Source organism: Rhodococcus sp. NPDC127527, from assembly GCF_042672245.1.
Taxonomy (GTDB): Bacteria; Actinomycetota; Actinomycetes; order Mycobacteriales; family Mycobacteriaceae; genus Rhodococcus_G.
The window spans coordinates 148,351-173,993 of sequence record NZ_JBHXVP010000010.1 but is presented as its reverse complement, the minus strand read 5'-3'; the positions used below and the strand labels follow the sequence as shown (position 1 = coordinate 173,993).

Annotated in this window: 27 protein-coding genes and 1 riboswitch; of the genes, 14 read left to right on the top strand and 13 right to left on the bottom strand. The window is 69.1% G+C overall.

The window, feature by feature from the left end; translation table 11 throughout:
• Positions 1 to 86 precede the first annotated feature (86 nt).
• A complete protein-coding gene (locus ACFVH2_RS17870; protein WP_378423596.1) occupies positions 87 to 1,502 on the bottom strand; it encodes an MFS transporter in 1,416 nt (471 codons plus the stop codon).
• Positions 1,503 to 2,054: 552 nt separating this feature from the next.
• Positions 2,055 to 2,714 (bottom strand): TetR/AcrR family transcriptional regulator, encoded by a 660-nt coding sequence (locus ACFVH2_RS17865; RefSeq protein ID WP_378423300.1) that lies wholly within the window; start codon positions 2,712 to 2,714, stop codon positions 2,055 to 2,057.
• 96 nt (positions 2,715 to 2,810) lie between these two features.
• Here ACFVH2_RS17865 and ACFVH2_RS17860 point away from each other — a divergent pair, with 96 nt between their 5' ends.
• From ACFVH2_RS17860 to ACFVH2_RS17850, 3 genes are all read left to right on the top strand, one after another.
• Positions 2,811 to 4,148: a saccharopine dehydrogenase family protein gene (locus ACFVH2_RS17860; RefSeq protein ID WP_378423302.1), complete on the top strand. Its 1,338-nt coding sequence runs from the start codon at positions 2,811 to 2,813 to the stop codon at positions 4,146 to 4,148.
• Between the two features lie 98 nt (positions 4,149 to 4,246).
• The gene (locus tag ACFVH2_RS17855) at positions 4,247 to 5,422 is read left to right on the top strand and encodes an NADH:flavin oxidoreductase (protein ID WP_378423304.1); all 1,176 of its coding nucleotides are present in this window, start codon (positions 4,247 to 4,249) and stop codon (positions 5,420 to 5,422) included.
• Between the two features lie 102 nt (positions 5,423 to 5,524).
• A complete protein-coding gene (locus tag ACFVH2_RS17850) occupies positions 5,525 to 6,760 on the top strand; it encodes an NAD(P)/FAD-dependent oxidoreductase (RefSeq protein ID WP_378423306.1) in 1,236 nt (411 codons plus the stop codon).
• Between the two features lie 86 nt (positions 6,761 to 6,846).
• Here ACFVH2_RS17850 and ACFVH2_RS17845 read toward each other — a convergent pair whose 3' ends face one another.
• A complete protein-coding gene (locus tag ACFVH2_RS17845; protein WP_378423598.1) occupies positions 6,847 to 8,124 on the bottom strand; it encodes an Ig-like domain-containing protein in 1,278 nt (425 codons plus the stop codon).
• A gap of 556 nt (positions 8,125 to 8,680) precedes the next feature.
• Here ACFVH2_RS17845 and ACFVH2_RS17840 point away from each other — a divergent pair.
• The 3 genes from ACFVH2_RS17840 to ACFVH2_RS17830 all read left to right on the top strand — a co-directional run bounded on the left by ACFVH2_RS17840 (position 8,681) and on the right by ACFVH2_RS17830 (position 11,241).
• The gene (locus tag ACFVH2_RS17840; RefSeq protein ID WP_378423308.1) at positions 8,681 to 9,034 is read left to right on the top strand and encodes a hypothetical protein; all 354 of its coding nucleotides are present in this window, start codon (positions 8,681 to 8,683) and stop codon (positions 9,032 to 9,034) included.
• Positions 9,013 to 9,126, top strand: a riboswitch (SAM riboswitch). Its footprint overlaps the gene before it by 22 nt.
• Before the next feature lie 48 nt (positions 9,127 to 9,174).
• Positions 9,175 to 10,473 carry an aminotransferase class V-fold PLP-dependent enzyme gene (locus ACFVH2_RS17835; protein WP_378423310.1) on the top strand — a complete coding sequence of 433 codons (1,299 nt, stop codon included), beginning with the start codon at positions 9,175 to 9,177 and terminating at the stop codon, positions 10,471 to 10,473.
• A gap of 147 nt (positions 10,474 to 10,620) precedes the next feature.
• Positions 10,621 to 11,241 carry a hypothetical protein gene (locus ACFVH2_RS17830; RefSeq protein WP_378423311.1) on the top strand — a complete coding sequence of 207 codons (621 nt, stop codon included), beginning with the start codon at positions 10,621 to 10,623 and terminating at the stop codon, positions 11,239 to 11,241.
• Positions 11,242 to 11,320: 79 nt separating this feature from the next.
• Here ACFVH2_RS17830 and ACFVH2_RS17825 read toward each other — a convergent pair whose 3' ends face one another.
• The 5 genes from ACFVH2_RS17825 to ACFVH2_RS17805 all read right to left on the bottom strand — a co-directional run bounded on the left by ACFVH2_RS17825 (position 11,321) and on the right by ACFVH2_RS17805 (position 14,365).
• Complete coding sequence (locus tag ACFVH2_RS17825; RefSeq protein ID WP_378423313.1) at positions 11,321 to 11,851, bottom strand: winged helix-turn-helix domain-containing protein; 531 nt, start codon at positions 11,849 to 11,851, stop codon at positions 11,321 to 11,323.
• A 117-nt stretch (positions 11,852 to 11,968) separates the two neighbouring features.
• On the bottom strand, positions 11,969 to 12,436 hold the full coding sequence (locus ACFVH2_RS17820; RefSeq protein WP_378423600.1) for a flavin reductase family protein: 468 nt from the start codon (positions 12,434 to 12,436) through the stop codon (positions 11,969 to 11,971).
• 163 nt (positions 12,437 to 12,599) lie between these two features.
• Entirely contained in the window at positions 12,600 to 12,671 is a 72-nt protein-coding gene (locus ACFVH2_RS17815) for a putative leader peptide (RefSeq protein ID WP_378423602.1), read from the bottom strand.
• 41 nt (positions 12,672 to 12,712) lie between these two features.
• Positions 12,713 to 13,186 carry a YbaK/EbsC family protein gene (locus ACFVH2_RS17810; RefSeq protein ID WP_378423315.1) on the bottom strand — a complete coding sequence of 158 codons (474 nt, stop codon included), beginning with the start codon at positions 13,184 to 13,186 and terminating at the stop codon, positions 12,713 to 12,715.
• 90 nt (positions 13,187 to 13,276) lie between these two features.
• Entirely contained in the window at positions 13,277 to 14,365 is a 1,089-nt protein-coding gene (locus tag ACFVH2_RS17805) for a hypothetical protein (RefSeq protein WP_378423317.1), read from the bottom strand.
• A 181-nt stretch (positions 14,366 to 14,546) separates the two neighbouring features.
• On the opposite strand from ACFVH2_RS17805, the gene ACFVH2_RS17800 reads away from it, so the two are divergent.
• The 4 genes from ACFVH2_RS17800 (at position 14,547) to ACFVH2_RS17785 (ending at position 18,398) form a co-directional block, all read left to right on the top strand.
• Entirely contained in the window at positions 14,547 to 15,116 is a 570-nt protein-coding gene (locus tag ACFVH2_RS17800; RefSeq protein ID WP_378423604.1) for a TetR/AcrR family transcriptional regulator, read from the top strand.
• A gap of 87 nt (positions 15,117 to 15,203) precedes the next feature.
• Positions 15,204 to 16,031: a crotonase/enoyl-CoA hydratase family protein gene (locus tag ACFVH2_RS17795; RefSeq protein ID WP_378423319.1), complete on the top strand. Its 828-nt coding sequence runs from the start codon at positions 15,204 to 15,206 to the stop codon at positions 16,029 to 16,031.
• Between the two features lie 190 nt (positions 16,032 to 16,221).
• Positions 16,222 to 16,710: a MarR family winged helix-turn-helix transcriptional regulator gene (locus ACFVH2_RS17790; RefSeq protein WP_378423321.1), complete on the top strand. Its 489-nt coding sequence runs from the start codon at positions 16,222 to 16,224 to the stop codon at positions 16,708 to 16,710.
• A complete protein-coding gene (locus ACFVH2_RS17785; RefSeq protein ID WP_378423323.1) occupies positions 16,707 to 18,398 on the top strand; it encodes an MDR family MFS transporter in 1,692 nt (563 codons plus the stop codon). The genes ACFVH2_RS17790 and ACFVH2_RS17785 overlap by 4 nt, the downstream gene beginning before the upstream one ends.
• Before the next feature lie 149 nt (positions 18,399 to 18,547).
• Here the strand turns inward: ACFVH2_RS17785 and ACFVH2_RS17780 are convergent, their stop codons facing one another.
• The 3 genes from ACFVH2_RS17780 to ACFVH2_RS17770 form a co-directional block, all read right to left on the bottom strand.
• A complete protein-coding gene (locus ACFVH2_RS17780; protein ID WP_378423324.1) occupies positions 18,548 to 18,703 on the bottom strand; it encodes a hypothetical protein in 156 nt (51 codons plus the stop codon).
• A 460-nt stretch (positions 18,704 to 19,163) separates the two neighbouring features.
• Positions 19,164 to 19,607 (bottom strand): hypothetical protein, encoded by a 444-nt coding sequence (locus ACFVH2_RS17775; protein ID WP_378423326.1) that lies wholly within the window; start codon positions 19,605 to 19,607, stop codon positions 19,164 to 19,166.
• 33 nt (positions 19,608 to 19,640) lie between these two features.
• Positions 19,641 to 20,201: a DUF2231 domain-containing protein gene (locus ACFVH2_RS17770; RefSeq protein WP_378423328.1), complete on the bottom strand. Its 561-nt coding sequence runs from the start codon at positions 20,199 to 20,201 to the stop codon at positions 19,641 to 19,643.
• 356 nt (positions 20,202 to 20,557) lie between these two features.
• Here ACFVH2_RS17770 and ACFVH2_RS17765 point away from each other — a divergent pair, with 356 nt between their 5' ends.
• Positions 20,558 to 20,761, top strand: coding sequence for a sigma factor-like helix-turn-helix DNA-binding protein (locus ACFVH2_RS17765; protein ID WP_378423330.1), 204 nt, complete (start codon positions 20,558 to 20,560; stop codon positions 20,759 to 20,761).
• Between the two features lie 12 nt (positions 20,762 to 20,773).
• Here ACFVH2_RS17765 and lexA read toward each other — a convergent pair whose 3' ends face one another.
• Positions 20,774 to 21,436, bottom strand: a complete 663-nt coding sequence (lexA, locus tag ACFVH2_RS17760) for a transcriptional repressor LexA (RefSeq protein WP_378423331.1) — start codon at positions 21,434 to 21,436, stop codon at positions 20,774 to 20,776.
• Between the two features lie 101 nt (positions 21,437 to 21,537).
• Positions 21,538 to 22,029, bottom strand: a complete 492-nt coding sequence (locus ACFVH2_RS17755) for an inorganic diphosphatase (protein WP_378423334.1) — start codon at positions 22,027 to 22,029, stop codon at positions 21,538 to 21,540.
• 154 nt (positions 22,030 to 22,183) lie between these two features.
• Here ACFVH2_RS17755 and dacB point away from each other — a divergent pair, with 154 nt between their 5' ends.
• Genes dacB through tilS form a run of 3 tightly spaced genes read left to right on the top strand, consistent with a single transcriptional unit; the run spans position 22,184 to position 25,637 of the window.
• Positions 22,184 to 23,572 (top strand): D-alanyl-D-alanine carboxypeptidase/D-alanyl-D-alanine-endopeptidase, encoded by a 1,389-nt coding sequence (dacB, locus tag ACFVH2_RS17750; protein ID WP_378423607.1) that lies wholly within the window; start codon positions 22,184 to 22,186, stop codon positions 23,570 to 23,572.
• On the top strand, positions 23,569 to 24,636 hold the full coding sequence (locus tag ACFVH2_RS17745) for a zinc-dependent metalloprotease (protein WP_378423335.1): 1,068 nt from the start codon (positions 23,569 to 23,571) through the stop codon (positions 24,634 to 24,636). The genes dacB and ACFVH2_RS17745 overlap by 4 nt, the downstream gene beginning before the upstream one ends.
• Positions 24,633 to 25,637: a tRNA lysidine(34) synthetase TilS gene (tilS, locus tag ACFVH2_RS17740; RefSeq protein WP_378423337.1), complete on the top strand. Its 1,005-nt coding sequence runs from the start codon at positions 24,633 to 24,635 to the stop codon at positions 25,635 to 25,637. Before ACFVH2_RS17745 ends, tilS begins: the two co-directional genes overlap by 4 nt.
• Positions 25,638 to 25,643 lie beyond the last annotated feature (6 nt).

Genomic DNA, 25,643 nt, shown 5'->3' with positions numbered 1-25,643 from the left:
GCGGCTCCTTCCGTCGGGGCGGTCGACAGGTATCGGTCGGTGCTGCGCTCAGCCGGACCCTTCGTTCGGCGACGCAACTCCCGAAGTCAGGGCGCGTTGGAGGACAGCACGGGCGCTTCCGACGGCGACTGGGTGTCGGTGCCGAGGTCGGCGACCTGCTCGACCTTGCGTGGCAGGGCGAACGCGGCGACGGCCGCGATCAGTGCAGCTCCGGCGGCGATCAGGAAGCCGATCGTCAGTCCTTCGTCGGTGTAGAACGCCGCGCCCTCGACGACGGTCGCAATGTGGGAGTTGAGGACCGTGAAGGCGATCACCGGCAGAACGGCCGGGAAGACATTCTGGGATACCGAGGACACCGCACCGGTCGTCCCCTGCAGCGACTGCGGAACCGTCGCGAGCAGCAGGTTCGGTGTCGCCGCATAGCCGATTCCGCCGCCGAGACCGACCAGCGCGGAGAAGATGATCACGAGTGGCTTGGACTCGTGGGAGATTGCGGTCGACGTGCAGGCGAGAGCCATCGTGACCATGCCGACGACCATCAGGGGGCGCGCTCCCACGCGTGAGACCAGGGAGCCAACGAGGAATCCCCCGACAACAGTCGCGCCGCCGAGAGGAGCCTGGAAGACGGCGAACTCCTCGGCACTGACTCCGAACCCGTAGCCGAGGCCGAGGACCGCGGGGGTCATGCACATGAAGGGCAGCAGAATCGTGAACACCGCGCTGACCGCGTAGCAGAGCCCTCCGCTGAGCGTGGTCAAGGCGACGGCACGATTGGACAGGATCCGAAGGTCGATCAGTGGTTCGCGGATCATGCGAGCCGAAACGGCCCAGGCGGCGAACAACGCGGTTCCGCCGCCCAGGTATGCCAGGGTGCTCGGTGCGGTCCACCCCCACTCCGGAGCGAAGCTCACCCCGATCAGCACTCCGGCGATTCCCGCCCCGAGCAGCGCCGCGCCGACGAGATCGATCCTCGACCGCAATCGCACGGGCGACTCGTCGGTGGTAGCGAGAATGAGGGGCCCGAGAACGCAGAGACAGATCAGGGTGAACCAGAAGACACTGCGGAACCCGAAGTTGTCGACCAGCCAGCCGGTGAGGAACGGGGCGGGGATCGCGACCAGGCCCATGCCGCTGATGGCGACACTGACAGCCATCGCGACGGTTCGCCTGGGGAACACATCACGGATGAGGGTGTAGACCAGGAAGAGGCAGGGTCCGAGCATGCCGGTCAGCGCTCGGCCGGCGACGACGACACCGAAACTGGGGCCCGTGGCCGAGATCAACGCGCCGACTGCGGAGAGCGCGACGCACACCATCAGCAGCTTGCGCTTTCCGTGTGTGTCGGCGAGCTTGCCGATGAGCGGCGAGGCGACAGCGCCGAGGAGCAGGAAGGCTGTCTGCAGCCACGCGCCCTGGGTGGTCTGGTAGTGCGCGGAGATCTGAGGCAAGGCGATGGCGATCATCATGTAGCTGATCGACAACAGCTCGAGCAGCAGGGCCATGGAGGTCAGTGAGCCGATTACCCGCGGTGTCCAGTTCCTGCCGGCTGGCGTGTTCGTGACTTCGTGCGGGGGATCTGGGGTGCCGAGGGTGAACTGAGAAGCGTCCATGGATCGGAGTCCTTCCGGAAACGATGCGGATGCGGCAGGTGCCTAGCTCGGGGCGCGTCGATCGGTGAAGTCCTGGAATGGGATGGTGGTCGTTGGCGACCTGTACCGAGCACTGAGAGGTGTTCTCGGCCAGCAGATTCGACGCTGGGAACTGGACGGGAACGCTATCGCCGCACTGTTGCGAGAGAGCAGCGACCCTCCCGTTGAGTGGGACACTATTTGACTTGGCGATGCGTAGTGGCGGAGGTGAGGCCGGCCGCATTCGTCCCAGGATTCGCACTAATCGGGCGAATCGTCGGATCGCTTTGTAAATAAAGCGATTTGGGCGACTATTCCGCCCGCGCTGCGCATGCGGTCCCTTGCACCGGCGCAGTCGAGCGCCGGAATGGCGCTGCGCCCGAGGCTGATCCGCCGCGATGAGTGTGTTCGAGTGATTCGGCTCGGTCAGAGGAGGGCATGGCGGGCTTCGACACCCGCGATGAAGCTGTCGAGAGCCTCGATGAACGCGTCGTACCCGGCGTAGTCGTGCAGTTCGTACATGAATCGAACAGCGCCTCCGTGTGCAGGGGAGGACCTCAGGTCGAGCTCGGCGGCGGCCTGGCGGCGCCATTCACGCAGGTCGACGCCCGACTTGAGCTCGGCGCCGGGGTTGTCGACGGTAACCGCGGCCATTCCGAGGGTGAGGCCGGCCACGCCGAAGAGAACCGCGAAGCCCGCGGAACGGTCCATCCCGGCCTGGTCCAGGCGGTCGAGAAGAACCTCGAGCTGGTCGAGGGAGGCCAGGTCCACGCGGCGACGCGGCGTGCACCACACTCCGATCAACCAGGGGTGTTCCACGAATGCCTGCCAGTCGCCGAGTGCCATCGTCTTGATCAATTCCTGCCAGGAATACCCGGGATCGGTCGGCAGGGGACTCTGGCCGGTGATGGTGTCCACCATTGCGACGACGAGGTCGTCCCGGTCGACAACGTGGCGGTAGGGCGACATCGTCGCCACCCCGAGCGTGGTGGCGACGCGACGCATCGACACAGCCTCCAAGCCCTCTGCGTCGGCAATGGCTATGCCGGCCTGGGCAATTCGCTCACGGGTTAGCGGTTGCTTCATGGGTCGAAAATATCTCCTCGTCAACTAGTGACACAACCAACGTCCGTGTGTACATTGTACGCACGGCGAGGTGATCGACGCCACAACGCGCTCGTCGTGGCCGCCGGCACGCTCGCCGCCGACCAACGCCCCGGCCGACTCAGCCGCACCCATGCGGCGGGGTCAGCACGCTGTCGCGGCCTGCCGACGTCAGATTCAGGCTCCCGCACAGCCAGGCCGCAACCATCTACCGAATACGGCTCGTCCGCCCACACAGATCGAGGTCCGCCACCCATGAAACTCGTCATTCTCAGCGCCGGTTCCATCGCCAGCGGCGTTGCCAGAATCCTCGCCCGCTCCGGCTGCTACGACGAACTCGTCATCGCCGACATCGACCTCGACAAGGCCGGTGCCCTGGCCTATGAGCTGGGCGGAAAGGCCGAACAGTTCGATGCCTCCGACTCCGCCAGCATCAAGTCGGTGATTACCGGAGCCGACGTCGTGTTCAACGCGGTCGGACCGTTCTTCAAGTACGGCATGCCCATCATCCGCGCCGCCATCGAGTGCGGCGTCAACTACGTCGACGTCTGCGACGAGTTCGATGTCGCCGAGCAGATCATTCGGGACTCGGGCCTCGACGAGGCCGCGAAGAGGGCTGGAGTGACGATCGTGTTCGGCATGGGCTTCGCGCCGGGCATCACGAGCCTCCTCGGCCGATGGGCCGCAGACCTGCTGGACACCGCCGACAGCGTCGACGTCATGATGGCGATCCCGTACATGGTCAACATGGGCCCGACGATCAACGAGCACATGCTGCATTCGATGTCGGGCGACGTCCGGCAGTTCATCGACGGCGACGTCCGCTCCGTCCCGGCCTGGTCCGACCCGAAACCCTTTGCGCTGCAGGAGCCCTTCGGAGTCTGCCACGCCGGATACATGGGGCACCCCGAAGGCATCACGCTCGGCCGCTACGTGCCAGGGCTGCGCAATGCCGCCGTCAGGTTCACCTGGTTCGAGGAAGCCGGTAACGACACGTGGAAGGCGTTCGAGGCGCTCGGCCTGACCAACCCCGTCAGGCTCGACGGGCTGCCGATGTCGCCTCGGGAGTTCCTTGCGCGGTACATGGCCACCCCGGAGGGAGAGCGCGCACTTGCCGTGGAGCCCAGTGGCATGCCGGGCACGGTGATGCAGATCGTCGCGGAAGGCGAACTCGGTGGCGAGCCTGCCCAGGTCATCTTCGAAGCGCAGGTGATCTACGCGGACGGGGTGGCAGACGATCCGACGCCGCGGGCCGCCGCCGCCGCGGTGAGAGAGATGCTCGAAGGCCGGATCGTCGCGCGCGGAGTCTTTTCTCCGGAGGCGTGCATCGATCCTGAACCGTTCGTGCTCGGTGTCCTCGCATCAGCCGGGGTCACGCTCAGCAAGCGCATCGTGACCCTGACCGACATTCTCTGAACCCTCCTCTGAAGAACCCTGTGGGGCATCGCGCGACGTCGTCGATGCCGGTGCCCACAGGCCCCGTTTTCGCACACATCCAGGAAAGGCCGACCTCCGTGACAACTGGTCCTGACGTCCTCGCCCCGGCCACGCTCGGCCCGATCACACTGCGTAACCGCATCATCAAGTCCGCGACGTTCGAGGGCAAGACGCCGAACGCACTCGTCACCGACGAGCTCATCGAGTTCCATCGCCGCCCCGCCGCCGGTGGGGTGGGCATGTCCACCGTCGCGTACTGCGCGGTGGCCCCGGAGGGGCGCACCGAGTACGGACAGTTGTGGATGCGGCCGGAGGCGCTGCCCGGGTTGCGCCGGCTCACCGACGCGATCCATGCCGAGGGGGCTGCGGCCTCCGCGCAGCTGGGGCACGCGGGGCCAGTCGCGAATGAGAAGTCGACGGGTTTCCCGGCGTTGGCGCCGTCACGGTCGTTCAATCCGCTCAGCTTGAGGATGATCCGGTCCGCGACGAAGGACGACATCGAGCGGATCGCCGAGGCGCACGGCACCGCTGCGAGGCTGGCGGTCGACGCCGGATTCGACGCGGTGGAGATCCATTTCGGGCACAACTACTTCGCGAGCTCGTTCCTCAGTCCGAAGCTCAACCGCCGCAAGGACTCCTACGGCGGATCGCTGGCGAATCGGGCGCGGGTCGTGCTCGAGACCGCGCGCACTGTGCGCGAATCAGTCGGCGGCGAGGTCGCGATTCTCGCGAAGCTCAACATGGACGACGGTGTGCCGGGTGGCTTCTGGGTGGACGAGGCGATCCAGGTGGCGCAGTGGCTCGAGGCGGATGGCAGCCTCGACGCGCTCGAGCTGACCATGGGCAGTTCATTGCTCAACCCGATGTACCTGTTCAAGGGCGACGCCCCCGTCCGAGAGTTCGCCGCGGCGATGCCGCAGCCGGTGCGGCTCGGGGTGCAGCTGGTCGGCAAGCAGATGCTCCACGCCTACCCCTACCAGGACCTGTTCATGCTCGAGCAGGCCCGGCAGATCCGGGCGGCGGTGAAGCTGCCTCTGGTGCTGCTCGGTGGGGTCACCGACCGGGCCGGTATGGACACGGCGATGGCCGAGGGCTTCGACTTCGTGGCCATGGCGCGGGCGCTGCTGCGGGAGCCGGATCTGGTCAATCGGATCGCCGAGGACGCTCGGACGAAATCGCTGTGCATCCACTGCAACAAGTGCATGCCCACGATCTTCTCCGGCGCGCGCTGCGTGCTGGTCGAACGAGGATAGCGGGCAGTCGAAGGAAGGCGACTGCGTCGATGGCTGCCGACCCGCTCCGCCTGCCCACGGAACTCTCATCAGCCCGACGGGGCACACACTAGGAGGCTGCACATGGAAGCTGAACACGAGTTCGACGTCGTCGTGGTGGGAGCTGGTCCCATCGGAGCGGCCACGGCTAGGCATCTCACTGAGCTCGGCGCGGACGTCCTTGTCGTCGGCCCCGACGAACCCGCTCGTTTCGACGATCACGAGGGGGTGTGGGCCGGGCACTACGACCAGGGCCGACTGGCACACGTCCTCGAGGTGCCGCTCGTTGCCTCACTTCTCGCCAACCGTTCGATACGTCGATTTCCCGCCTTGTCCGAAAGCGCCGGCATCGAATTCGCCAAGCCCACACAGTCACTCGCCGTGATGCCGGAGACCATCGCGGACCCCGCGTCGGCTGAGTGGTTCGACAGGGAACGACTGGTCACCAATGCCGCGGACGTCGGAGTGGGAGTCGTCCGACTCGGCGAAGCTGACCTGCGCCAACGGTATCCGCGCCTGTGCTTCGAACCCGGGCACGTGGGGGTTGTTCAGCCAGAGGCCTTCATCGTCAATCCACGCGAATTGGTGCGGGCGTTGCTCACGGTATCCACGAGAAACGGGGCGACTCTCGTACGCGACGACATCGTCGACATTCGACGCGAGGCGGGCGGGCGACGTGTCACCGCGCGGTCCGGTCAGTCGTGGCGCGCCCGGTCCGTCGTCGTCGCGACCGGTGCGGCCACCAACGCAATCGGGTTGTTGGCCAGGCCCCTCGCGATGGACACCTTCGGGGCCACGGTCGTCCTCGTGGAGGCACCAGATCCCGACGAGGTCGATCTTCCGGCGACGATGTACCTCAAGATCCGCGAGGGCCAAACCCTCTACGGCGGAATCGTCATGCCGCCGCTTCGCTACCCAGACGGACGTTGGTACTTCAAATGCGCAGGAAACAGTGTGCTGGAGACTCCGTTGGACACGTCGGACGAGATCGCGCGATGGGTTCGAACTGGCGGCAACGAGAAGGACATCGACGATGCGCTTTCGGTCCTCACGGATCTGCTGCCGCGGCAGCGGTTCGGTCCGGCACACACGCGGCCGTGTCTGGTCTCGGCCAACCACACCGCCCACCCGTACATCGACCAGGTCGAGGACGACCTGGTCGTCGCGGTCGAGGGTGAGCGCGGTGTCATGGCGGCCGACGAGATCGGTCGACTCACCGCCGAGCTCGTCTCCACAGGTCGATGGTCCGACAGCATCCCCCACGACCTGCTGCGCGCTGTCTGGGATGCTCCGCTTGCGGCCGACTCGCTCGGACGGTGACGTGGTGTATCGCGTAGCCGATGAACGGGAGAACGGACGTCACGTCACCCGCGGCGAGCACGGTACGGCGCCCGCCGCCGACCCGGTCAGCGAGGAAGAGGCGCAGGTCCGGGCGCCGGCGCCGCGTTGTGGAGTGCGCTCCCCGCGACCCACTGCGCCCACGGCACGCTCCAGTCGCCGTTCTGCCACACCTCGAGCGGGGCCCCGCCGGTGTTGCGGACCTCGACGACGTCGCCCGGCTGGGAGAAGCCGAAGAACCACCGTGCGTTCTCCGGATTGAGGTTCAGGCAGCCGTGCGAGGTGTCGGTGTTGCCCTGGGCCCACACCGTGCTCTCCAGCTCGTGCAGGTAGATGCCGTCGGTGCTGATCCGGGTCGCCCAGTTGATCGACTCCTTGTAGCCGAGCCGGGAGTTGATCGGCAGGCCGTACGTCGAGGAGTCCATGATCACCGGGTTCGACTTGTCCATCACCGTGTAGGTGCCCGGCTGCGTCCAGAACGAGAGCGTGGTGTTGCCGATGGTCTCGGTGCCGCCGCGCCCCATCGAGGTGGGCATCTCCCGGACCACCTGGCCGTTCTCGTAGACCGTCACCATCTTCGTGTTGTCGTCGGCGATCGACACGTGCGAGTCGCCGATCCGGAAGGACACCTTCTCGTCCTGCTGGCCGTAGAGTCCCTTGCCGAGTTGGGCGCCGTAGATCTTCGCGTCCACCGACACGGTGGTGCCGGGCGCGTAGTAGTTCTGTGGTCGCCAGTGCGCGTTCTGGTCGTCCATCCAGTACCAGGAGCCCTGCACCGGGGGAGTGGTGGTGACCGTCAGCGCCTTCTCGGCCGCGGCCTTGTCGCCGATCTGCTCGTCGAAGTGCGCGACCACCACCATGCCCACGCCGTACGTCGCGCCGTCGATGAGCGAGATGCCGCCGGTGGTGTTCAGATTCACGGCGGTCTGGTTGCTCGGCGCCACGGTGGTGACAGTGGAGTCCTTCGTGGTGGCTACGCCGTCCTGGTCCACGGCCGCGACCGCGAGCTGGTAGGTCTTGCCGTACCCCAGCGGCTCGCCTGGCTTCCACGACGTCTTGTCCGGGGTGAGAATCCCGGGGATCACCTTGCCCTCGGGATTGGTCAGGGTCACCGACGTGATCGTGCCCTGCGCGACGTTCACCTGAACCGGGCTCAACGGGCTGACCGGGGTACCGGCATCCGCGGGGGTGACGGTCACGACGGCCGCGCTCTGCCTGGTGGTCGGGGCGGCGGCGGGTCCGTCCCCGGACTTGTCTCCGGTCGAGATGGTGCAGCCGGCGAGCGTGAGCGCTGCCACAACTGCACATGTCGCCGCGAGGGTCCTGCGCCGCAGGCGGGTAGCCATCATGCCTCCTCGTCGAGTTCGAGCGGACACGATGCACCGCACGTCGGAACCGACCCCAGAATATCGGCGTTCGACACCACGTGCGTCTGCGGCGCTCGCCGGTCGGAAAAGCGCAGGCCAGGGGAGGTCGGTCGGGATCGGGTGGGGGCTTGTCCGCCGATCGGGGGACGGGCGATTCATCCGGTCCCGGGTCCGGCCGGTGGACAGACTCCGGCGGCGCCCGCGGCGATAGTTGATGCATGCCGGAAACGGCGACGGAATGCGGGTTCGGGGTAACACTCGATGTGTTGCCGGTCACACCCGCGCAGGCGATGCCGCCGTGCAGGCGGATCGACACGAGGAGAGGCAGTGCACGAATGAACGCATCAGTGATCGCATCGTCGACGGGCCGGGCGGCGTCCCGGTACGGAGGGACGATGAGCACGGAGGAGATCAGGCTTCGGATCGACGCGATGTTCGCTCGCGACGAGGCCCCGTCGGTCCTCGGCGGGTCGGCAGTGCGAGCGGAGGGTGTCCGATGATCGACCGCGGTTTCCGTTGTGGGAAAGGAACATCGGTGAGGGTGACGGAGGAGACGGTGCGTTCGCGCCGGGTGCTGTGCATCGGAGACCCGGCCGCGTTCGTCGAGGCGGCGCAGTGGCTGGCGCGCCGTGGGCTGGAGGCGACCCCGGTCCTCGACGGTGACCTGCGGGGTGGTGGCCTGCTCGGCGCGCTCGCCACCGAGGACGTGCTCGACGGGCTGTGTACCGCCGCCGAGGCCGCGGCCGTCCAGCGCGTGAGAGCGCTCGATCTACCGCTGGTCTGGGTGCGTGATGTCGGCCGGTTCGATCTCCTGGTGGCGGGCGGGTGGCTTGACAACGCGCAGGGGAGCCTGCAATTCTCTGGTCAGGTCATGAGTGCCAGCAGATAGCCCCGGCTTGCTGGCCGGCAACCCTCCGCCGCGGTGGGGTGCCCCGGGTGACGACCTGGCCGTTGTCCGACCGGGCACGGCAAGCGCGGACTCGAAGCACAACCATCGATCGCTCGGGTCCCTGGACAAAGGGATGCTCCATGACTGCCGTTCTCTCCGCTGACACCTGTGCCACCACGGATGCGGTTATCGCTGAAATCTGCTCTGCGACTGCACCTTTCGCTCAGGTTTCCGGGTCCGAGCTCACCGTTCCGCTCGCCGACGGCGGTTCCTGCACGTACGCCAACTTCGACTACGCCGCCAGCGCTCCCGCCCTCGCTCAGGTGACCGAACGCGTGCAGGAGCTGCTGCCGTACTACGCGAGCGTGCATCGCGGCGCCGGCTACGCCTCGCAGGTGTGCACCGCCAGCTACGAGGGTGCTCGTGAGGTGGTGGCCCGGTTCGTCGGTGCCCGCGCCGACGACGTCGTGGTGTTCACCCGCAACACCACGGACTCCCTGAACCTGCTCGCGGGCTGCGTGCCCGGCGAGACCGTGGTTCTGGACATCGAGCACCACGCAAACCTGTTGCCGTGGAAGCGAAACGGTGCCCGAGTTGTCGAGTCCGCCGACTCGGTGGAGGAGACGGTGCGGCGGATCGCCGCCGAACTCTGCGCCCGCCCGACCGCGCTGCTCGCGGTCACCGGGGCCTCCAACGTCACGGGCGAGGTGCTGCCGATCGCGCGACTGGCCGAGATCGCGCACCGCTGCGGCGCAAGGATCCTGGTCGACGCCGCCCAGTTGCTGCCGCACCGCCGCGTCGACATCGCCGCGCTCGGGGTGGACTACCTGGTGTTCTCCGGGCACAAGCTGTACGCGCCGTTCGGTGCCGGAGCGCTCGTCGGGCCCGCCGACTGGCTCGACGCCGCGGAACCCTACCTCGCCGGCGGGGGTGCCACCCGCGACGTCTCGGCGGCGGGCACGGTGGAGTGGGCGAGTGCGCCGCAGCGTCACGAGGCCGGTACCCCGAACGTGCTGGGCGTTGCCGCGCTCGCCGCGGCCTGCGAGACGCTCGCCGGGCTCGACTCGGCGGGCGCGGAGGAGCACGAGCGCGCCCTGTGTGAGCGGTTGACCGACGGGCTGAGCGCGGTCGACGGTGTTCGCGTGCTGCGGATCTGGTCGGATGCACCGGACGCGGTCGGCATCGTCACCTTCACCGTCGACGGCGCCGAGCCGCGGGAGGTCGCGTCGTACCTGTCCGACCGGTACGGCATCGGGGTGCGCGACGGCAGGTTCTGCGCGCACCCGCTGCTGGCCCGGCTCGGCCGCCCCGAGGGCGCGGTCCGCGCCAGCCTCGGTCTCGGCAGCCACGCCGCGGACGTGGACCGGCTGATCGCGGCGGTCGCGGACTTCGTCTCCGCGCGCGCCGACGAGGGGTCGGCTCCGACGCTCTCGCGGTAGCATCTCGGCATGGCATCCGTGACGACCGTGGCGACCGACGCCCAATGGTGCCGTCGTCACGTGGATCTGTGCCGTACCGCGTCGGGAACGTGTCCGAGCTGAGGTCCGCCTCGAGCCCGTTCACCCCCACGCACACAGAGGACTGTCATGTCTGCCTATTCGCCTGTCCGCATACCGCCGCTGCACGTGGCGGTCGAACTCTCCGGCGCCGGACACCACCCCGCGTCGGGATCGCACACCGAGTTTCGAATCCCTTTGGGGCTCAGTGACTACTGGGTCGACCTCACCGGGTCGCCGCTGGATCTGGTCGCCGAGCCGGCCACCGTGGTCCGGGTTCGCGCGCACGACCTGCGCGAGGCCCAGTTGCGACGCGAGGCCGTCCGAGCCCGGGTCGCCGAGGAGGGGCGCGACCCGGACTCGGTGACCGTGCTGCTCGATCTCGAAGTACTGCTCGCCGACGATCATCGCAGCGCGCGAAGTGAACTCGCCCGGCTCGACGCGAGCCTGGCCCGGCCGCGGGTACCGGACTCGGTTTCCTACGTCGGCACCGCGCCGGGACTGGCCGGGCTGATCGCCGACATCGGCGCCGCCGGGGTCGCCGACGGAGTCACCCTGCTGCCACTGGTGCTCCCGCGGGTGCTCGACCGCGTCGTCGACGACGTCCTGCCCGAACTGCACGAGCGGGGTCTCGCCAGGCCGTCGGAGATCCTGGGTGAGGTGCTGAGCCGGTTTGGATTGTCCACGGACAGAGCGGTTCTCGCCTCCTGATTCGCTTGCGTCGCCGGGAGCCCTCGGTAGGTCGGGACCGAGGGCTCCCGCGGTCGAGCGTGCCGGGGCGGGGTGCGGGCTACGCCGCCGGTTCGGAGACGATGCGGACCCGGGGGTCGGGGTCGAAACGGTAGCCGGTGCCGCGCACCGTCGACACGAGCCACCCGAAGCGGTCCAGTTTGGTTCGCACGCGCGATACGTGCACGTCCACGCTGCGACCGGGTCGCTCCCTGTCGCCCAGGGTGCCGCTGAGCTCGAGGAGCCGTCGCCGCGAGACCACCACCCGGGGCCGTCGCGCGAGATGGGAGAGAATCTCGAATTCGGTGTGGCTCAAGGAGACCGGCTGACCGTGCAGGAGCACCTGACGGGCGGGCAGGTCGATCAACAGCGGCGCGTCCGAACTGGGACGGCGCTCGGTCGTCACCGGGGGCGTCGCGATGTCCACCCGAGCCCGGGTGCTGACCCCGGGCACGATGTCCTGGGCGGTGGCCCGCAGCGCGTTGGCGAGTGAGATCAACTGCTGTCGATCGGCCGAACCGGGATGCGAGAACTGCAGTGTGAGAACGAGCTCGGACGTCGAGTTCTGCTGTCCGACGGAAGAAACGGTCATGACGGCTCCAGGCGGAGGGTAGGGGAGGGTGCGGCGGTCGTCGTCAACGACAGCCGCGACACTCCCGTCCGTCGCCTGCGGCGCGCTCGGAGCGAGGCATGGTCGGGCGGGGGTTGCTCATTCGCCCAGCGGGGTGGGGCGGTAGTAGCGGCCGTCGTGGTAGAGCAGCGGGGCCGCGGCGGCCTCGGCGTCGTCCTCGTCGTGCACTCGGGTGACGAGCCCGATGACCAGGGTGTGGTCGCCGACCGGAATCAGCTGGTGCACCGTGGTGCGCAACCAGATCGGCGTCCCGTGCAGCACCGGTTCGCCGGTGTCGAGGCGCTTCCACAGCGATTCGTCGCTGAAACGCTGGTCGGCGCTGCGGGAGAACCGATGCGCGAGGTGCTGCTGGTGCTCGCCGAGCAGGTGGATGACCAGCGAGTCCGCCGCGAGCAGTGCCGCGATGGACGACGAGTTCTGCGCGATGTTGAACGAGATCAGCGGCGGGTCCAGCGACAGCGACGCGAAGGAGGTCGCGGTGAATCCCACCGGGCCGGCGCCCGAGTCGAGCGTGACGATGGTGACGCCCGCGGGGTAGCGGCGCATGGCGGCGCGATACTGGTCGGCGGTGATGCCGATCGGGTCCGCGGGGATCTGGGCGTGCGGAAGGTTCGCGAGAGGCTGGTGCGGGGCGGGCTGCGACAAGGCGTTCTCCGGATCTAGGACTGCACGAGTTGCACGCACCATCGGTGCGTGCTGACGAGTCGGATCAGTGCGAACACAGGCTTGCGGTGAGACGGCACAGGTCGACGTGTCGTCGGCTCCATGCTTCGTCAGCCACTTCGTCCTCCAGGGTCGGTTCGAGTCACTATAGAACCCGACTCAGTCGACGTCGATCTCCAGGCCCGCGGTGATCCGAACCAGCTCGCGAAAGGTCGTCCGGAACACCGCGTTCGGGTGCCCGGCGGACGCCCACAGTTCCGGGTAGTCGGCCAGCGCGGTGTCCACGTAGGTCGGCAGGTTGGTCGGGTGTCCGACCGGGGCGATCCCGCCGACCGGCTGCCCCGTCGCCCGCCGGACCATGTCGGCGGGGGCCCGGGTCAGGGTTCCCTCGAGCCGCTTGCCGGTCCGCTCGAGCTCCACCTGGTGTGCGCCCGAGACCAGCAGGAGCACCGGTTCGTCGTCGAGCAGGAACACCAGGGACTTGACGATCGCGGCGACGTCGACCCCGAGGGCGGCGGCCGCCTGCGCCGCGGTGTGCGTCGGTTCCTCGCGGGTGACCACCACCCCGTGGTGGCCGCGAGCGATCAGGGTCTGCGCCACGTGCGCTGCCTCCGGAAGCAGGATCCTCGCCATGCCCCACTCTATGGCGGCGCGCGTCAACGCGCCGCCCAACTGTCCCGCCGAGTTGTGCGGCGGACCCGGCCGGGCGGCGCGCCGGCCGGGTCAGACCGAGGCGGCCGCCCGGCCGGAGCGCGCGGCGCGGGCGGTGAATCCGAGCATCAGCGCCAGGCCGACCAGGGCGTAGAGGGTGAGGGTCACCGCCGGCTGGGCCACCCCGGTGCCGTGGAAGTAGACGATGCTCCGCACGCCCTCGGTGCCCGCACCGGGTGTGATCCACCGGCCGATGGTCGCCCAGAAGGTGGGCAGCACGTTGGACCCGAATGCGCCGCCGGCGCTGGGGTTTCCGAGCACGACGAAGATCAGGATCGCCAGCGGGACCGCCAGGATCCCGACCGCCGCGCGCAGGCCCATGGTGAACAGTCCGGTCGCGAACACCACGCCGAAGCCGAGCAGCGACAGCGGCAGCAGGTGTCCGGTGAAGGTGCCGAGCAGGTTCGTCGTGATCAGTGCGCCGAGGAACCCGGACGCGGCGGCGTATCCGGCCATGATCGCGACGTGCGCGCCGGCTTCCCTCAGGGTGCGCGGTGCGCCGATCATCAGCCCGATCGACGCGGCGAGCAGGTAGCCGCCGACCACCCAGCCGATCGAGAGGTAGAACCCGGACAACCCACGGTTGTCGTGCACCGAGACGGGCACCTCGTCGCGCACCACGAAGGTGCGGTGCTGGGCCGCGTCGGCCTTGGTGAAGATGCCTTCGAGCGCGGTGGCCGCGGAGGTGCCGGCGCCGCTGGCGGTGATCAGGGTGTCGGTGCCGGTCGGGCTGATCAGGTAGGCGCCCATGATCTCGCGGTCGTTGATCAGGTTCCGCGCCTCGTACGTGCTGGACAGCACGCGGGCCTGGACCGGGCGGCCGTCCGCGGCGTTGAGCTTGTCGGTGACCTGCTGGTCGACGCCCGCGGGCAGACCCGCGTCGGCGATGACGCCGATCGGGATGTCGTGCGGGGTCGGCTGGTGGAACGCGGCGACGTAGCTGGTGATGAAGCCGAGTTGGAGCAGCAGGACACCGAGCACGACGGCGACCATGATCTGGCGTCGGCTGTAGCGGTCGGTCGGGCTGGTCGACCGGTGCGGCTCGTCGACGGGGTCGGCGTCGACGAGTCCGGGTGCCGGTGCGCTGGTGGTGGTCGTCATGCGGATCTTCCTCGCTGTCGCGGCGATGCCTGATCCCGCAGCGAGCAACCTGATCTGCGGGACCCTTGCCGATACTCTGGGTATTGAATACCGTAAGTATCGTGATGTGGACGGGTCAAGCGTGAATTCGGACAGTTTCGGGAGAGCTGCATCACCGCAGGCCCGCCCGACCCGCACCGAGGTGCGGCAGCGGTTGATGGCCGCGGCCGCCGACGAGTTCGCCGAGCACGGCTTCGTCGCCGCACGGCTCACCGAGATCGCGCGACGCGCGGGGTTCACCAAGGGCGCCGTGTACTCGAACTTCGAGTCCAAGCAGGACCTGTTCGCCGAACTCTTCGCCGAACGGTCGCTGGAACTGGCTGGCCGCGTCCTCGGGGAGATCGCCGGCCTCAGCGTCACCGACGCCGCCGGGCGCAGCGGCGCGACCATCAGCTCCTGGCTGGTCAGCGACCCGGGGTGGGCCCTGCTCGTGCTCGAGTTCGGCGTCCAGGCGGGCCGCGACCCGTCGCTCGCCCAGGCCTACCTGCGCGAGCGCAGGCGGTTGCGGGGACAGATCGAGGAACTGGTCGCCGAGCGGGCCGACGAATGGGGCGTCGCCGACCGGCTCGACGCGCACAGCGTCGCCATCACCCTCATGGCGCTCATCTCCGGGCTGATGCTGGAGCACGCGGTCGATCCGGAACAGGTGGACCAGCAGGCGGTGCAGTCCGCCATCTCGGGGCTGTTCGCGAACGCGCTCGCGGGCGCCTGACCCTCCCGCTTCCCCGTGGTCGCCAGCGGCCGATCATTGAATTTCCACAGCCCTGACGTGTCGCCGGACGGTTGTTACTCTTGAGTAATGACCGAACACAGCTGGAACGCCTTCACCGTCGAGTGCAAGGACAACGTCGCGCAGGTGACCCTCATCGGTCCGGGCAAGGGCAACGCCCAGGGGCCCGACTTCTGGAGCGAGCTGCCGCAGATCTTCGCCGAGCTCGACGCCGACCCCGAGGTGCGGGCGGTCGTGCTCGCGGGCGCGGGCAAGAACTTCTCCTTCGGCCTCGACCTCCCGGCGATGGCGCCGGTGATGGGGCCAGTCCTCGCCGACAAGGCGCAGGCCGCGCCGCGCACCAACTTCCTCGGCGACATCAAGAAGATGCAGGCCTCGATCAACGCGGTCGCGGACTGCCGCAAGCCGGTCGTCGCGGCCGTGCAGGGATGGTGCATCGGCGGCGCGCTCGACCTCATCTCCGCGGCCGACATCCGCTACGCGAGCGCCGACGCGAAGTTCAGCATCCGTGAGGTCCGGGTCGCCATCGTCGCGGACATGGGCAGCTTTGCCCGGCTGCCCGCGATCATCGGCGATGGTCACCTGCGTGAGCTCGCGCTCACCGGCAAGGACATCGACGCCGCGCGGGCGGAGAAGATCGGCCTGGTCAACGACGTGTTCGCCGATGCCGACGCGGTGCTCGCGGCCGCGCACGCCACGGCCGCGGAGATCGCCGCCAACCCGCCGCTGGTGGTGCAGGGCGTCAAGGAGGTGCTCGACCACAGCCGCAAGCCGGCCGTCGACGACAGCCTCCGCTACGTCGCGGTCTGGAACGCGGCCTTCCTGCCCTCGGAGGACATCGGCGAGGCGATGGCGGCCGTCTTTCAGAAGCGTGCTCCCGAATTCAAGGGACGCTGACCTTCACGGGGCACTGACCCGATCCGGGTGAGAGGAGCCTTCGAACGGACGCACCGACGAAGGCTCCTCTTCGCGGCGCCGGGGCTGCCAAAGGGTCGGTAAACGCCGCGTTTTCGGTTGCCCGAGCGGCGGCGTCGCGGACATACTTGCGGGCATCAAGTAGTTGAATGACGCACGCAAGGAGTTGAACATGACGCCCGAAGAGGTCGAACCTCTCGCGGACGAGATCGGCAATTACCTGGTCCGCCTGCAGCGAGTGCGCGACCGGACGATCGCACACGCCAAGTCCACCGACGGTATCGACCCGGCCGCGTACGCCTGTCTGTTCCGGCTGATCAACGACGGTCCGATGCGATCCGGTGCGCTGGCCGAGGCCATGTACGCGGACCCGTCGACCGTGAGCAGGCAGGTCGCGCAGCTGGTCGAACGCGGTCACGTCGAGCGCCAGGCGGACCCGACGGACGGCCGGGCCAGCGTCCTGGCCGTCACCGACTCGGGTCGTGCGGCAGCGGGCCGGATCCGCGCGCTGCGCAACGAGAAGCTCGGCCGGCTGCTCGCCGACTGGCCGCTGCAGGATCTCGAGGACTTCGCCCGGCTGATGGACCGGTTCGTCTCCGACTACGAGCTCGCCCGCCCGACCTTCGCTGCCGTCGAACCCGGAACGAGGACCGCACGATGAGCAATGCGACCAACCCCACCGCGGACGTCGGGAACGCCACTCGGGAAGGGGTGTTCACCCACCGGGAGATCCTGGTGATTCTCTCCGGACTGATGCTCGGCATGTTCCTCGCGGCGCTCGACCAGACGATCGTCTCCACCGCGATCAGGACCATCGCCGACGATCTCAACGGCTATTCGCTGCAGGCCTGGGTCACCACCGCGTACCTGATCACCGCGACGCTGGCCACGCCGCTGTACGGCAAGCTCTCGGACATGTACGGCCGCAAGCCGTTCTTCATGGCCGCGATCATCATCTTCGTGCTCGGCTCGTTGCTGTGCACGCTGGCCCAGTCGATGTACATGCTCGCCGCGTTCCGTGCGTTCCAGGGGCTCGGCGCCGGCGGCCTGATGTCGCTGGCGCTGGCCATTCTCGGGGACATCGTCGGTCCGCGTGAACGCGCGAAGTACCAGGGCTACTTCCTCGCCGTCTTCGGTACCTCCAGCGTGCTCGGACCGGTGCTCGGCGGCCTGCTCGCCGGCCAGAGCTCGATCCTCGGCATCGACGGCTGGCGCTGGGTCTTCCTGGTGAACGTCCCGATCGGGATGTTCGCACTCGCCGTGGTCTACCGCGTCCTGCACCTGCCCAAGGTGCGCAAGCCCGGTGTGCGGATCGACTGGTGGGGCGCGCTCGTGCTCGCGATCGGCATCGTCCCGCTGCTGATCGTGGCCGAACAGGGCCGCGAATGGGGTTGGGGGAGTGCCGCATCGGTGAGCTGCTACGTGATCGGCGCCGTCGGCGTGCTCGGCTTCGTGTTCGTCGAGAAGAGCATGCGCGACGCGGCGCTGATCCCGCTGCGGATGTTCCGGAACTCCACCTTCGCGCTCGGCGTGGTGATCTCGATCGTGGTGGGCGCGGCCATGTTCGGTGGCATCTCGCTGTTGCCGCAGTACCTGCAGGTGGTCCGCGGGTCCAGTCCGACCCTCGCCGGGATGCAGATGCTGCCGATGGTGCTCGGGCTGATGATCGGATCCATCACCTCGGGGCAGCTGATCGCGAAGACCGGGCACTACCGGATGTTCCCGCTGATCGGCGCGAGCATGCTGACGCTCGGCATGTTCCTGCTGCACTTCGTGCAGGCGGACTCGCCGCTTCCACTGGTGATGGTGTTCATGCTGATCACGGGCTTCGGGCTCGGCAACCTGATGCAGCCGCTGACGCTGGCGATCCAGAACGCGCTGCCCCCGCAGGACATGGGTGTGTCCACCGCTGCCGCGACGTTCTTCCGACAGATCGGCGGCACCCTGGGTGTCGCGGTGTTCCTGTCGATCCTGTTCGCGCAGCTCACCCCGAACATCACCAGCCAGTTGCAGTCCGCTGCACATGATCCGGCCTTCCAGCAGGCGGTCGTCGAGGGCGCGCACAGCGCGAATCCCGCCGACGTCGCTCTGGCCACCGGACTGATGAGTCACGACACGACGGCCGCCGCCAGCGTGCTCCAGGACAGCTCGGTGATCCAGCAGCTCAGCCCCGCACTGGCCCAGCCGTTCAAGGTCGGGTTCGCGGACTCGATGTCGGTGGTGTTCCTGACGGTCACCGTGATCGCGCTGATCGCACTGGTACTGGTCGTGTTCTGGAAAGAGGTGCCGCTGCGCACCGCCGGCGGTCTGGCGGCGGCGCGGCAGGAATCCGACGGGTCACCGGACTAGGCACGGGCGTCGACGAACCCTCGGGCCCCGGCGGTCCCCCTCATCGATCCAACTCCGATCGGTGCGAGCGCCGGTGGTCCGCGGGTTCGCTACCCCGGAGGTCGTTGTGGCGGTGAGGTATTCGCCGGCCGCCGGGGCGGCTTGTCGTTCTATCCGTGGGGCCGCATGATGCGTGACCCCAGATGGAACGCGCGGCGGTGTTGTCCGCGTTGGCCGGGACTCTGGCGGCGGGCGGCCTGTACAGCCGCGGTGCCGCCGATCCCGACGGCCAGCATCGCCAGCAGTTGTGCCACGTTGGTGTTCACGGCCGTGCCCCCTCCGTTGGTTCGTTCCCGTCGAGGGCGTACATGGCCTCGATGCGGGTCTTGATCTCCTCGGTGCTCATCGAGGCGCCTCGAGCAATGGTGCGGCCGGTAGTCGTCGTGGTCGGTGTCGGGTACACGTGCGCCGGTTCCTGTCGTCAGTTGAATGTGCTTGCGCCGGTAATTGGTTCGGGGTAGTCGGTGCCCGTGCCGAACCGCGAGCGGTCCGGCCCCCGAGCAGCGGTGTGTCCAGGCGTTCTCGTTGTGCGCGGCCACAATTGTTGTGTGCTAAATCACAAATGTGCCGCGATGTCATTTCTACCGCACGGGCTCGGCTCGGCGCCACCCGGTCAATCGTTCAGTTGACCGGGATGGGCCGGGCGGGAGGCCGTTTCGTCCTCATTGCGATATTTCGATGGCGTCCGGCGGCCTCCCGTGACCCGGTTGGGATACGGCGATCGTTTCAGCTGCCGCCCACCCCGAGGGCGGTCAGCAGTACCAGCAGGACGGTCACGACGGCGAACAGTCCGTGGCCTGCGACGGCCGCAACGGGGAAGTGCTTCTCCGCCGGCTCCTGCTCCGCCGGGGTGGGCCGGTCGGTGCCGGCACCGAGAGCCGCGTGGGCGCGGTAAGTGGGGATCCAGCGCACCAGCATGGCAAACCCCAGGAGTGCGACCGGGACCAGCAGAACGAACGCGATCCAGGCGATCCCGTCCTTGTCGGTGACGAGGTAGACGATCCACACGATGAGGCCGATCACGGCGAGTGCGAAGTGCCCGAAGATCAGCGTCGGCGGAAAGTGGCTGGTATGTGGTTGGCGTGTCCCGCCTTTGGCGATCCAGGTTGCCAGCAGGTAGAAGCCGCCGACCGCCGTGAGTAGCCAGGTCACGAGTGCAGCGATACCCATGTCAACTCCTAACATATGTTGGACGAGAAGGGATTACGGCTGGACCGGGCGTTCGTGGCCTGCGGATGGTTCGAAGCCCTCGGCCTGGGTTGCCTCGTCCACGACCCGGACCCCGTAGCGGAATGCGAGCCTGCCTCCGAGGTATCCGGACACGGCCAGGGCGATCACGCTCACCACCGACAACGCCAACTGCCCGACACCGACCGCCTGTTGCTGCCCGTACACCGAGTGGCGCCAGAGAAAGTTCACCGCAAACGCGGCGGTCACCGCGAGATTGAGCGCCATGTGCACCAGGCCGGTGCGAAAGGCAGGCGTCCCCGTCGGAATCGCGAACAGGTCGAGAAAACCCACCATCGCCGCGGCCAGCGCGCCGAGCACCCCGATCGCGATCAGCCAGACCGAACCCTGCGTGAGGAAACTCGGCCGCTCGACGATCCGCGAAGCAATGTCGAACACCAGGCTCGCCACCCATGCCCCGATCGGGAGTGTCACCAGGATCGGATGGAACGGGTGGCCGTACGGCCCTGCCAACCCCGCGCTGACCGGACGCTTTCCGCGATCCGCCGCGCCCAGCAACCCGACCACCCACTTCACGCCCCCGCGAAGGTCTACTCAAATCTTGGTCCCGATGCCGGGAACGGTCAAGACCGGACGGTCGGACTCCCGACGGGCCGTTTCGGCGTTTCCGGCAGGGGAATCGACCCAGGAGAACCCGGAGGGCGAATTTCACCCCTAGGGTGCAGCGAACCCACCCCTAGGGTGCCTACTCCGGGCGGCCGCGCGCGGGAAACATGGGTGACGCACTCGAATCGGGAACCCGGCACCAGACCCGCCGGGACAACCGCCCGGAGCATCGCCCGAGGGGGTGATCGAGAAACATGTGGCCCCGGTCGGGCCGCCTCGACAGGTCGCGGACCAGTCCGCCCGCGCACCCGGAGGCGCCCGCCCCAATGCTGGTACGCGAGCGCGACGTCGTCCGCGCGCTGGTCGAGTTGCCGCCGGAACAACGGCAGCCGCTCGTACTGGCGTACTACCGCGGCATGTCGTGTGACGAGGTGGCGAAGAGCCTGTCCCTCGACGTCGGCGTCGTCATCGACCGTGTGCACGACGGGCTGACCACACTGGCGAGCTTGCTGCAGGCACCCTCCGCGTGACGATCGCCCGGCTCAGACGCGTCGCATCACCGAGACGACTTTGCCCAGCACCACGGCCTCGTCGCCGTCGATCACGGCGTAGGCGGCGTTGCGCGGCTCCAGGTAGACGTGCCCACCCCGGCGCCGGAACACCTTCACGGTGGCCTCGCCGTCGATCATCGCCGCGACGATCTCGCCGGAATGTGCCTCGTGCTGCTGGCGCACCACCACGATGTCCCCGTCGCAGATGGCGGCGTCGATCATCGACTCGCCGCGCACGCGCAGCCCGAACACCGTGCCGGACCCGACCAGTTCGCGGGGCAGCGTCAGTGCCTCGTCGGTGTGCTGCTCGGCGAGAATCGGTGTGCCCGCAGCGATGTCGCCGACCACGGGGACCGACACCGAATCGTCCGAGGTGGTGCGCGCCTCGGTGCCGCGGAGAAAGGGGCGCACGTCGATCGGCCGCGAGACCGACTGGCTGCGGCGAAGAAAACCCTTGTCCTCCAACGACTTCAGATGCTTCGACACCGACGACGTGGACGCCAGCCCGACCGCGTCCCCGATCTGTCGGGTGCTCGGTGCGAACCCGTGCAGGCCCACCCAGTCCCGGATCGTCACGAGAATGCGCTGCTGCCGCGGCGGCAGCGCAGCAGGGTCGAGGCCGCCGAAGGGGTCGATGTCGTCGTATCCGGTCACGCGGCGAATCGTAGTGGTGGGGTGCGACAAGCCCCGAAACGACGAAGGTGTGGCTTCTTCCCCGTCGGGAAGAAGCCACACCTTCGGTCGTGAAGTCGAGCTCAGTGGCCGCCGTTGGCCTTCAACCGCTCGAACGCCTCCGCGATGACCTTCTCGGCCTCCGCGAGGCCGACCCAGTCGGCGCCGGTGACGTGCTTGTTCGGCTCGAGGTCCTTGTAGTGGACGAAGAAGTGCTTGATCGCGTCCAGCTCGAACTGGGACACGTCGGAGATGTCCTGGATGTGGTCCCAGCGCGGATCGCCCGCGACCACGCACAGCACCTTGTCGTCGCCGCCGGCCTCGTCGACCATCTTGAACATGCCGACCGGGCGGGCCTCGACGATCACGCCGGGGTACACGGACTCGGGGAGCAGGACCATCGCGTCGAGCGGGTCGCCGTCCTCGCCGAGGGTGTTCTCGATGTAGCCGTAGTCGGCGGGGTAGCCGAAGGAGGTGTAGAGGTAGCGGTCCAGCTTCACGCGGCCGGTCTCGTGATCGACCTCGTACTTGTTGCGCTGGCCCTTGGGGATCTCGATGGTGACGTCGAACTCCACGCCTCTTCCTCGCTTTGTCTCGGTGGATGGTGCCGGGTCAGGGTAACCGGTCGACGATACTGTGGGGGAACTACAGCAGTCGGCTGCGACACCGCAGACGCGGTACCGATCATTCGGAGGGATGTTGGCAAAGGTAGGGGCGAAGGACCGCAAGATGGGGTCGCTGGCCGCGCAGCGACGCAAGCGCGTCCGGGTTCTGCTCGGGGCCGTCGGGGTCCTGGTGCTGGCGACCGCCGCCGGCGTCTTCGCACTCGCCCGTCCGAACCTGGGCTTCGACGCCGGCGCCGCCACCACCACGACCGCCCCCGCTCCGGCCCCGGTGGTGGCGACGCCGCAGGTGGCGCCGGTGCCCGCGGACGCGCCGATGCCGACCCCCGCCGCGCTGGCCGCCGCCCTCGGGCCGGCGCTGGCGAACCCGGCGCTCGGCACCCTGACCGGAGTGGTCTCCGACGCCGCGACCGGCACCGTGCTGTGGAGCCAGGGCCCCGACACCCCGATGGTCCCGGCGTCGACCACGAAGGTGCTCACCGCGACCGCCGCGCTGCTGGCGCTCCCCTCCGAGCACCGGGTGGCCACCCGCATCGTCCAGGGCGACGTCCCCGGGCAGATCGTGCTCGTCGGTGGCGGCGACCCGACGCTGACCGCGCAGCCGGCCGGGCAGCCGGGCTTCTACCCCGGCGCCCCCAGGCTCGACGACCTGGTCGAACAGGTCAAGCGCGCGGGCGCGACCGTCACCAGCGTCGTCGTCGACAACAGCGCCTACGCTGGACCGGCGCTGGCCCAGGGCTGGGATCCCGCGGACATCGCCGGCGGGAACATAGCGCCGATCGAACCGGTGATGCTCGACGGCGGGCGCATCAAGCCGCTCGAGGACGATTCGCCGCGCACCGCGACCCCGTCACTGGACGCCGGCCGACTGCTCGGTGCCGCGTTCGGCGTCGATCCCGCCCACGTCACGCTGGGGACCGCGCCGTCCGGTGCGGCGCCGCTCGCCTCGGTGGAATCCGCGCCGCTGCGGGTCCGGCTCGGCCAGATGATGGGGCATTCGGACAATGTGCTCGCCGAGGCGGTCGGCCGGGAGGTCGCCGCCAAGGTCGGCGCCGAGCCGTCGTTCGCGGGCGCCGTCACCGCCATCGGCCAGACGCTCGGCGCGGGCGGGTTCGACCTGCGCGGGCTCACCCTGCACGACGCGAGCGGGCTGTCGGTGGACGGGCGGATCCCCGCGCGGCTGCTCGACCAGGCCTTGTCCGCGGCGACCGGCGCCGACAAGCCGCAGTTGCGCCCGATCCTCGACTACCTGCCCGTCGCGGGCGCCACCGGAACACTCTCGGACCGGTACGCCACCGGGGACCGCAACGCCGCGGGCTGGGTGCGGGCCAAGACCGGCACCCTGTCCGCTGCGAGCGCGTTGGCCGGATACGTCACCGACGTCGGCAACCGGGTGCTGACCTTCGCGCTGATGTCGAACGACCGGCCGCCGGACGTGAGCAGGCCGGCACTCGACGCGATCGCCTCGACCTTGCGCTCCTGCGGATGCCGATGACCGGAGACCAGTCGGGCGGGGAGAAGTCGAGCGCATTCGCAGGCGCGGTCGACTGGGACCTGGCGGCATGGACCGGGGTCCGGCTCGCGCGGCCGGGGCCGAACACCTCGCGGTACTCCGCGGAGGCGGTGGTCGCCGAGCTGGCGGATGCGTCGATCCGAGCCGAGGGTCCGGTCCGCAGTGTCACCGGGCTCGCCGACGGGCTGCCGGTGCCGGACGCCGTGGTGGTCGACCGGCCGGGCTGGATTCGGGCCGCCGCCCGGTCGATGGCCAATCTCACCGGCGAGGACGGGGCGCAGACGAAGGGCCTGCTCGGCGGCCGTCCCGCCGGACTCCAGGCGGGCGCGATGCTCGCGTTCCTCTCGTCCGCGATCCTCGGCCAGTACGACCCGTTCACCGGGGAACACGGAACGCTGCTGCTGGTCGCGCCGAACGTGGTGAGCGTCGAACGCGCGCTCGCCGTCCCGCCCAGCGACTTTCGGCTGTGGGTGTGCCTGCACGAGGTCACCCACCGGGTGCAGTTCTCGTCCGCACCGTGGATCGCCGACTACATGCGCGCCAACGTCGCCACGCTCGGGCAGACCGGCGAGGAGCCCGTCACCGAGATGATCGGCAGGCTCGCCGCGGCGGTGCGGGGTCGACGCGCCGGTGCCGAGCAGGCACCCGAGGACACCGGCGTGCTGGGATTGCTGCGCGCCTCCCAGTCGGAGCCGCAGCGCGCGGCACTGGACCGGCTGCTGATGCTCGGCACCCTGCTCGAGGGGCATGCCGATCACGTCATGGACGCCGTCGGCTCGGACGTGGTGCCGTCGGTCGTGCGCATTCGCCAGACGTTCAACCAGCGCCGGACGCGGCAGAGCAACCCGCTGCAGCGGCTGGTCCGGGCGCTCCTCGGGATGGACGCGAAGATGGCCCAGTACGTGCGGGGCAAGGCGTTCGTCGACGCCGTCGTCGACCGGGTCGGGATGGCCGAGTTCAACGCGATCTGGACCGGACCCGACACCCTGCCGCTGACCACCGAGATCGAGGACCACGAGAAGTGGATCGCCCGGGTCCTGGGATGACGAGCGGGCCGTCGCTCGGTCCGCTGCCCGAGGGGCCCGCCCTGCTCGAGGTCCGACATGCGATCCGTCGTTGGGTGCGCGGGCATTGCGCCGACGGGAGCGGCGTTGCCGTTGCCCTGTCCGGCGGGGCCGACTCGCTGGCGCTGACCGCGGCGGCGGTCGCCGAGGCGGGTCCCGTGCACGCGCTCGTCGTCGACCACCGGCTGCAGGACGGCTCGGATGCCGTTGCCGCGCAGGCGGCCGAGCGCGCGGTCGCCCTCGGTTGCGCGACCGCGCGGGTGCTGCCCGTCACCGTCGACGGGCCGGGCGGGCTCGAGGCTGCCGCGCGGCGGGCGCGCTATGCGGCGCTCGACGCGGCCCGCGACGGACTGCCGGTGTTGCTCGGCCACACGCTCGACGACCAGGCGGAGACGGTGCTGCTCGGGCTGGCTCGTGGCTCCGGCCCACGCTCGCTGGCCGGGATGCGCGAGAACGACCCGCCGTGGGTGCGTCCGCTGCTGTCCGTGCGGCGCGCGGTCACCGAACGGGCGTGCGTCGAGTTGGCGCTGACTCCCTACCGGGACCCGCACAACGTCAGCCCCGAATTCACCCGGGTGCGGCTGCGCACGGAGGCCCTGCCGCTGCTCGAGCAGATCCTCGGTGGTGGTGTGGCCGAGGCGTTGGGCCGGACCGGGGCACAGCTGCGAGAGGACGGCGAGGTGCTCGACGGTCTGGCGGCCGAGCTGCTGGTCGACGCGGGTGCCGACGACGGCCTCGACGTCGCTGTCCTCGCCGGCGCACACCCGGCGCTGCGCCGGCGGGCCCTGCGGACCTGGCTGCTCGGGCGCGGTGCCCGCGGGTTGACCGACCGGCAGTTGCGCGCGGCCGACGACCTCGTGGGTCGTTGGCGAGGGCAGGGCGGGGTCGCGTTCGGCGGCGGCGGGCCAGGAGTCAGGTTGGTGCTCTCGCGGCGACGTGGGATGCTGTCGGTCGGGTTCGTCAGCGAACGGCCCCGTCAGTGAACGGCC

Bases quoted from the DNA above. Each gene is read 5' to 3' on its own strand.
- ACFVH2_RS17870 (WP_378423596.1), bottom strand. From the start codon at position 1,502: ATGGCCCTGCTGCTCGAGCTGTTGTCGATCAGCTACATGATGATCGCC.
- ACFVH2_RS17865 (WP_378423300.1), bottom strand. From the start codon at position 2,714: ATGAAGCAACCGCTAACCCGTGAGCGAATTGCCCAGGCCGGCATAGCC.
- ACFVH2_RS17850 (WP_378423306.1), top strand. From the start codon at position 5,525: ATGGAAGCTGAACACGAGTTCGACGTCGTCGTGGTGGGAGCTGGTCCC.
- ACFVH2_RS17845 (WP_378423598.1), bottom strand. From the start codon at position 8,124: ATGGCTACCCGCCTGCGGCGCAGGACCCTCGCGGCGACATGTGCAGTT.
- ACFVH2_RS17835 (WP_378423310.1), top strand. From the start codon at position 9,175: ATGACTGCCGTTCTCTCCGCTGACACCTGTGCCACCACGGATGCGGTT.
- ACFVH2_RS17830 (WP_378423311.1), top strand. From the start codon at position 10,621: ATGTCTGCCTATTCGCCTGTCCGCATACCGCCGCTGCACGTGGCGGTC.
- ACFVH2_RS17825 (WP_378423313.1), bottom strand. From the start codon at position 11,851: ATGACCGTTTCTTCCGTCGGACAGCAGAACTCGACGTCCGAGCTCGTT.
- ACFVH2_RS17820 (WP_378423600.1), bottom strand. From the start codon at position 12,436: ATGCGCCGCTACCCCGCGGGCGTCACCATCGTCACGCTCGACTCGGGC.
- ACFVH2_RS17810 (WP_378423315.1), bottom strand. From the start codon at position 13,186: ATGGCGAGGATCCTGCTTCCGGAGGCAGCGCACGTGGCGCAGACCCTG.
- ACFVH2_RS17805 (WP_378423317.1), bottom strand. From the start codon at position 14,365: ATGACGACCACCACCAGCGCACCGGCACCCGGACTCGTCGACGCCGAC.
- ACFVH2_RS17795 (WP_378423319.1), top strand. From the start codon at position 15,204: ATGACCGAACACAGCTGGAACGCCTTCACCGTCGAGTGCAAGGACAAC.
- ACFVH2_RS17790 (WP_378423321.1), top strand. From the start codon at position 16,222: ATGACGCCCGAAGAGGTCGAACCTCTCGCGGACGAGATCGGCAATTAC.
- ACFVH2_RS17785 (WP_378423323.1), top strand. From the start codon at position 16,707: ATGAGCAATGCGACCAACCCCACCGCGGACGTCGGGAACGCCACTCGG.
- ACFVH2_RS17775 (WP_378423326.1), bottom strand. From the start codon at position 19,607: ATGGGTATCGCTGCACTCGTGACCTGGCTACTCACGGCGGTCGGCGGC.
- ACFVH2_RS17765 (WP_378423330.1), top strand. From the start codon at position 20,558: ATGCTGGTACGCGAGCGCGACGTCGTCCGCGCGCTGGTCGAGTTGCCG.
- dacB (WP_378423607.1), top strand. From the start codon at position 22,184: ATGGGGTCGCTGGCCGCGCAGCGACGCAAGCGCGTCCGGGTTCTGCTC.
- ACFVH2_RS17745 (WP_378423335.1), top strand. From the start codon at position 23,569: ATGACCGGAGACCAGTCGGGCGGGGAGAAGTCGAGCGCATTCGCAGGC.
- tilS (WP_378423337.1), top strand. From the start codon at position 24,633: ATGACGAGCGGGCCGTCGCTCGGTCCGCTGCCCGAGGGGCCCGCCCTG.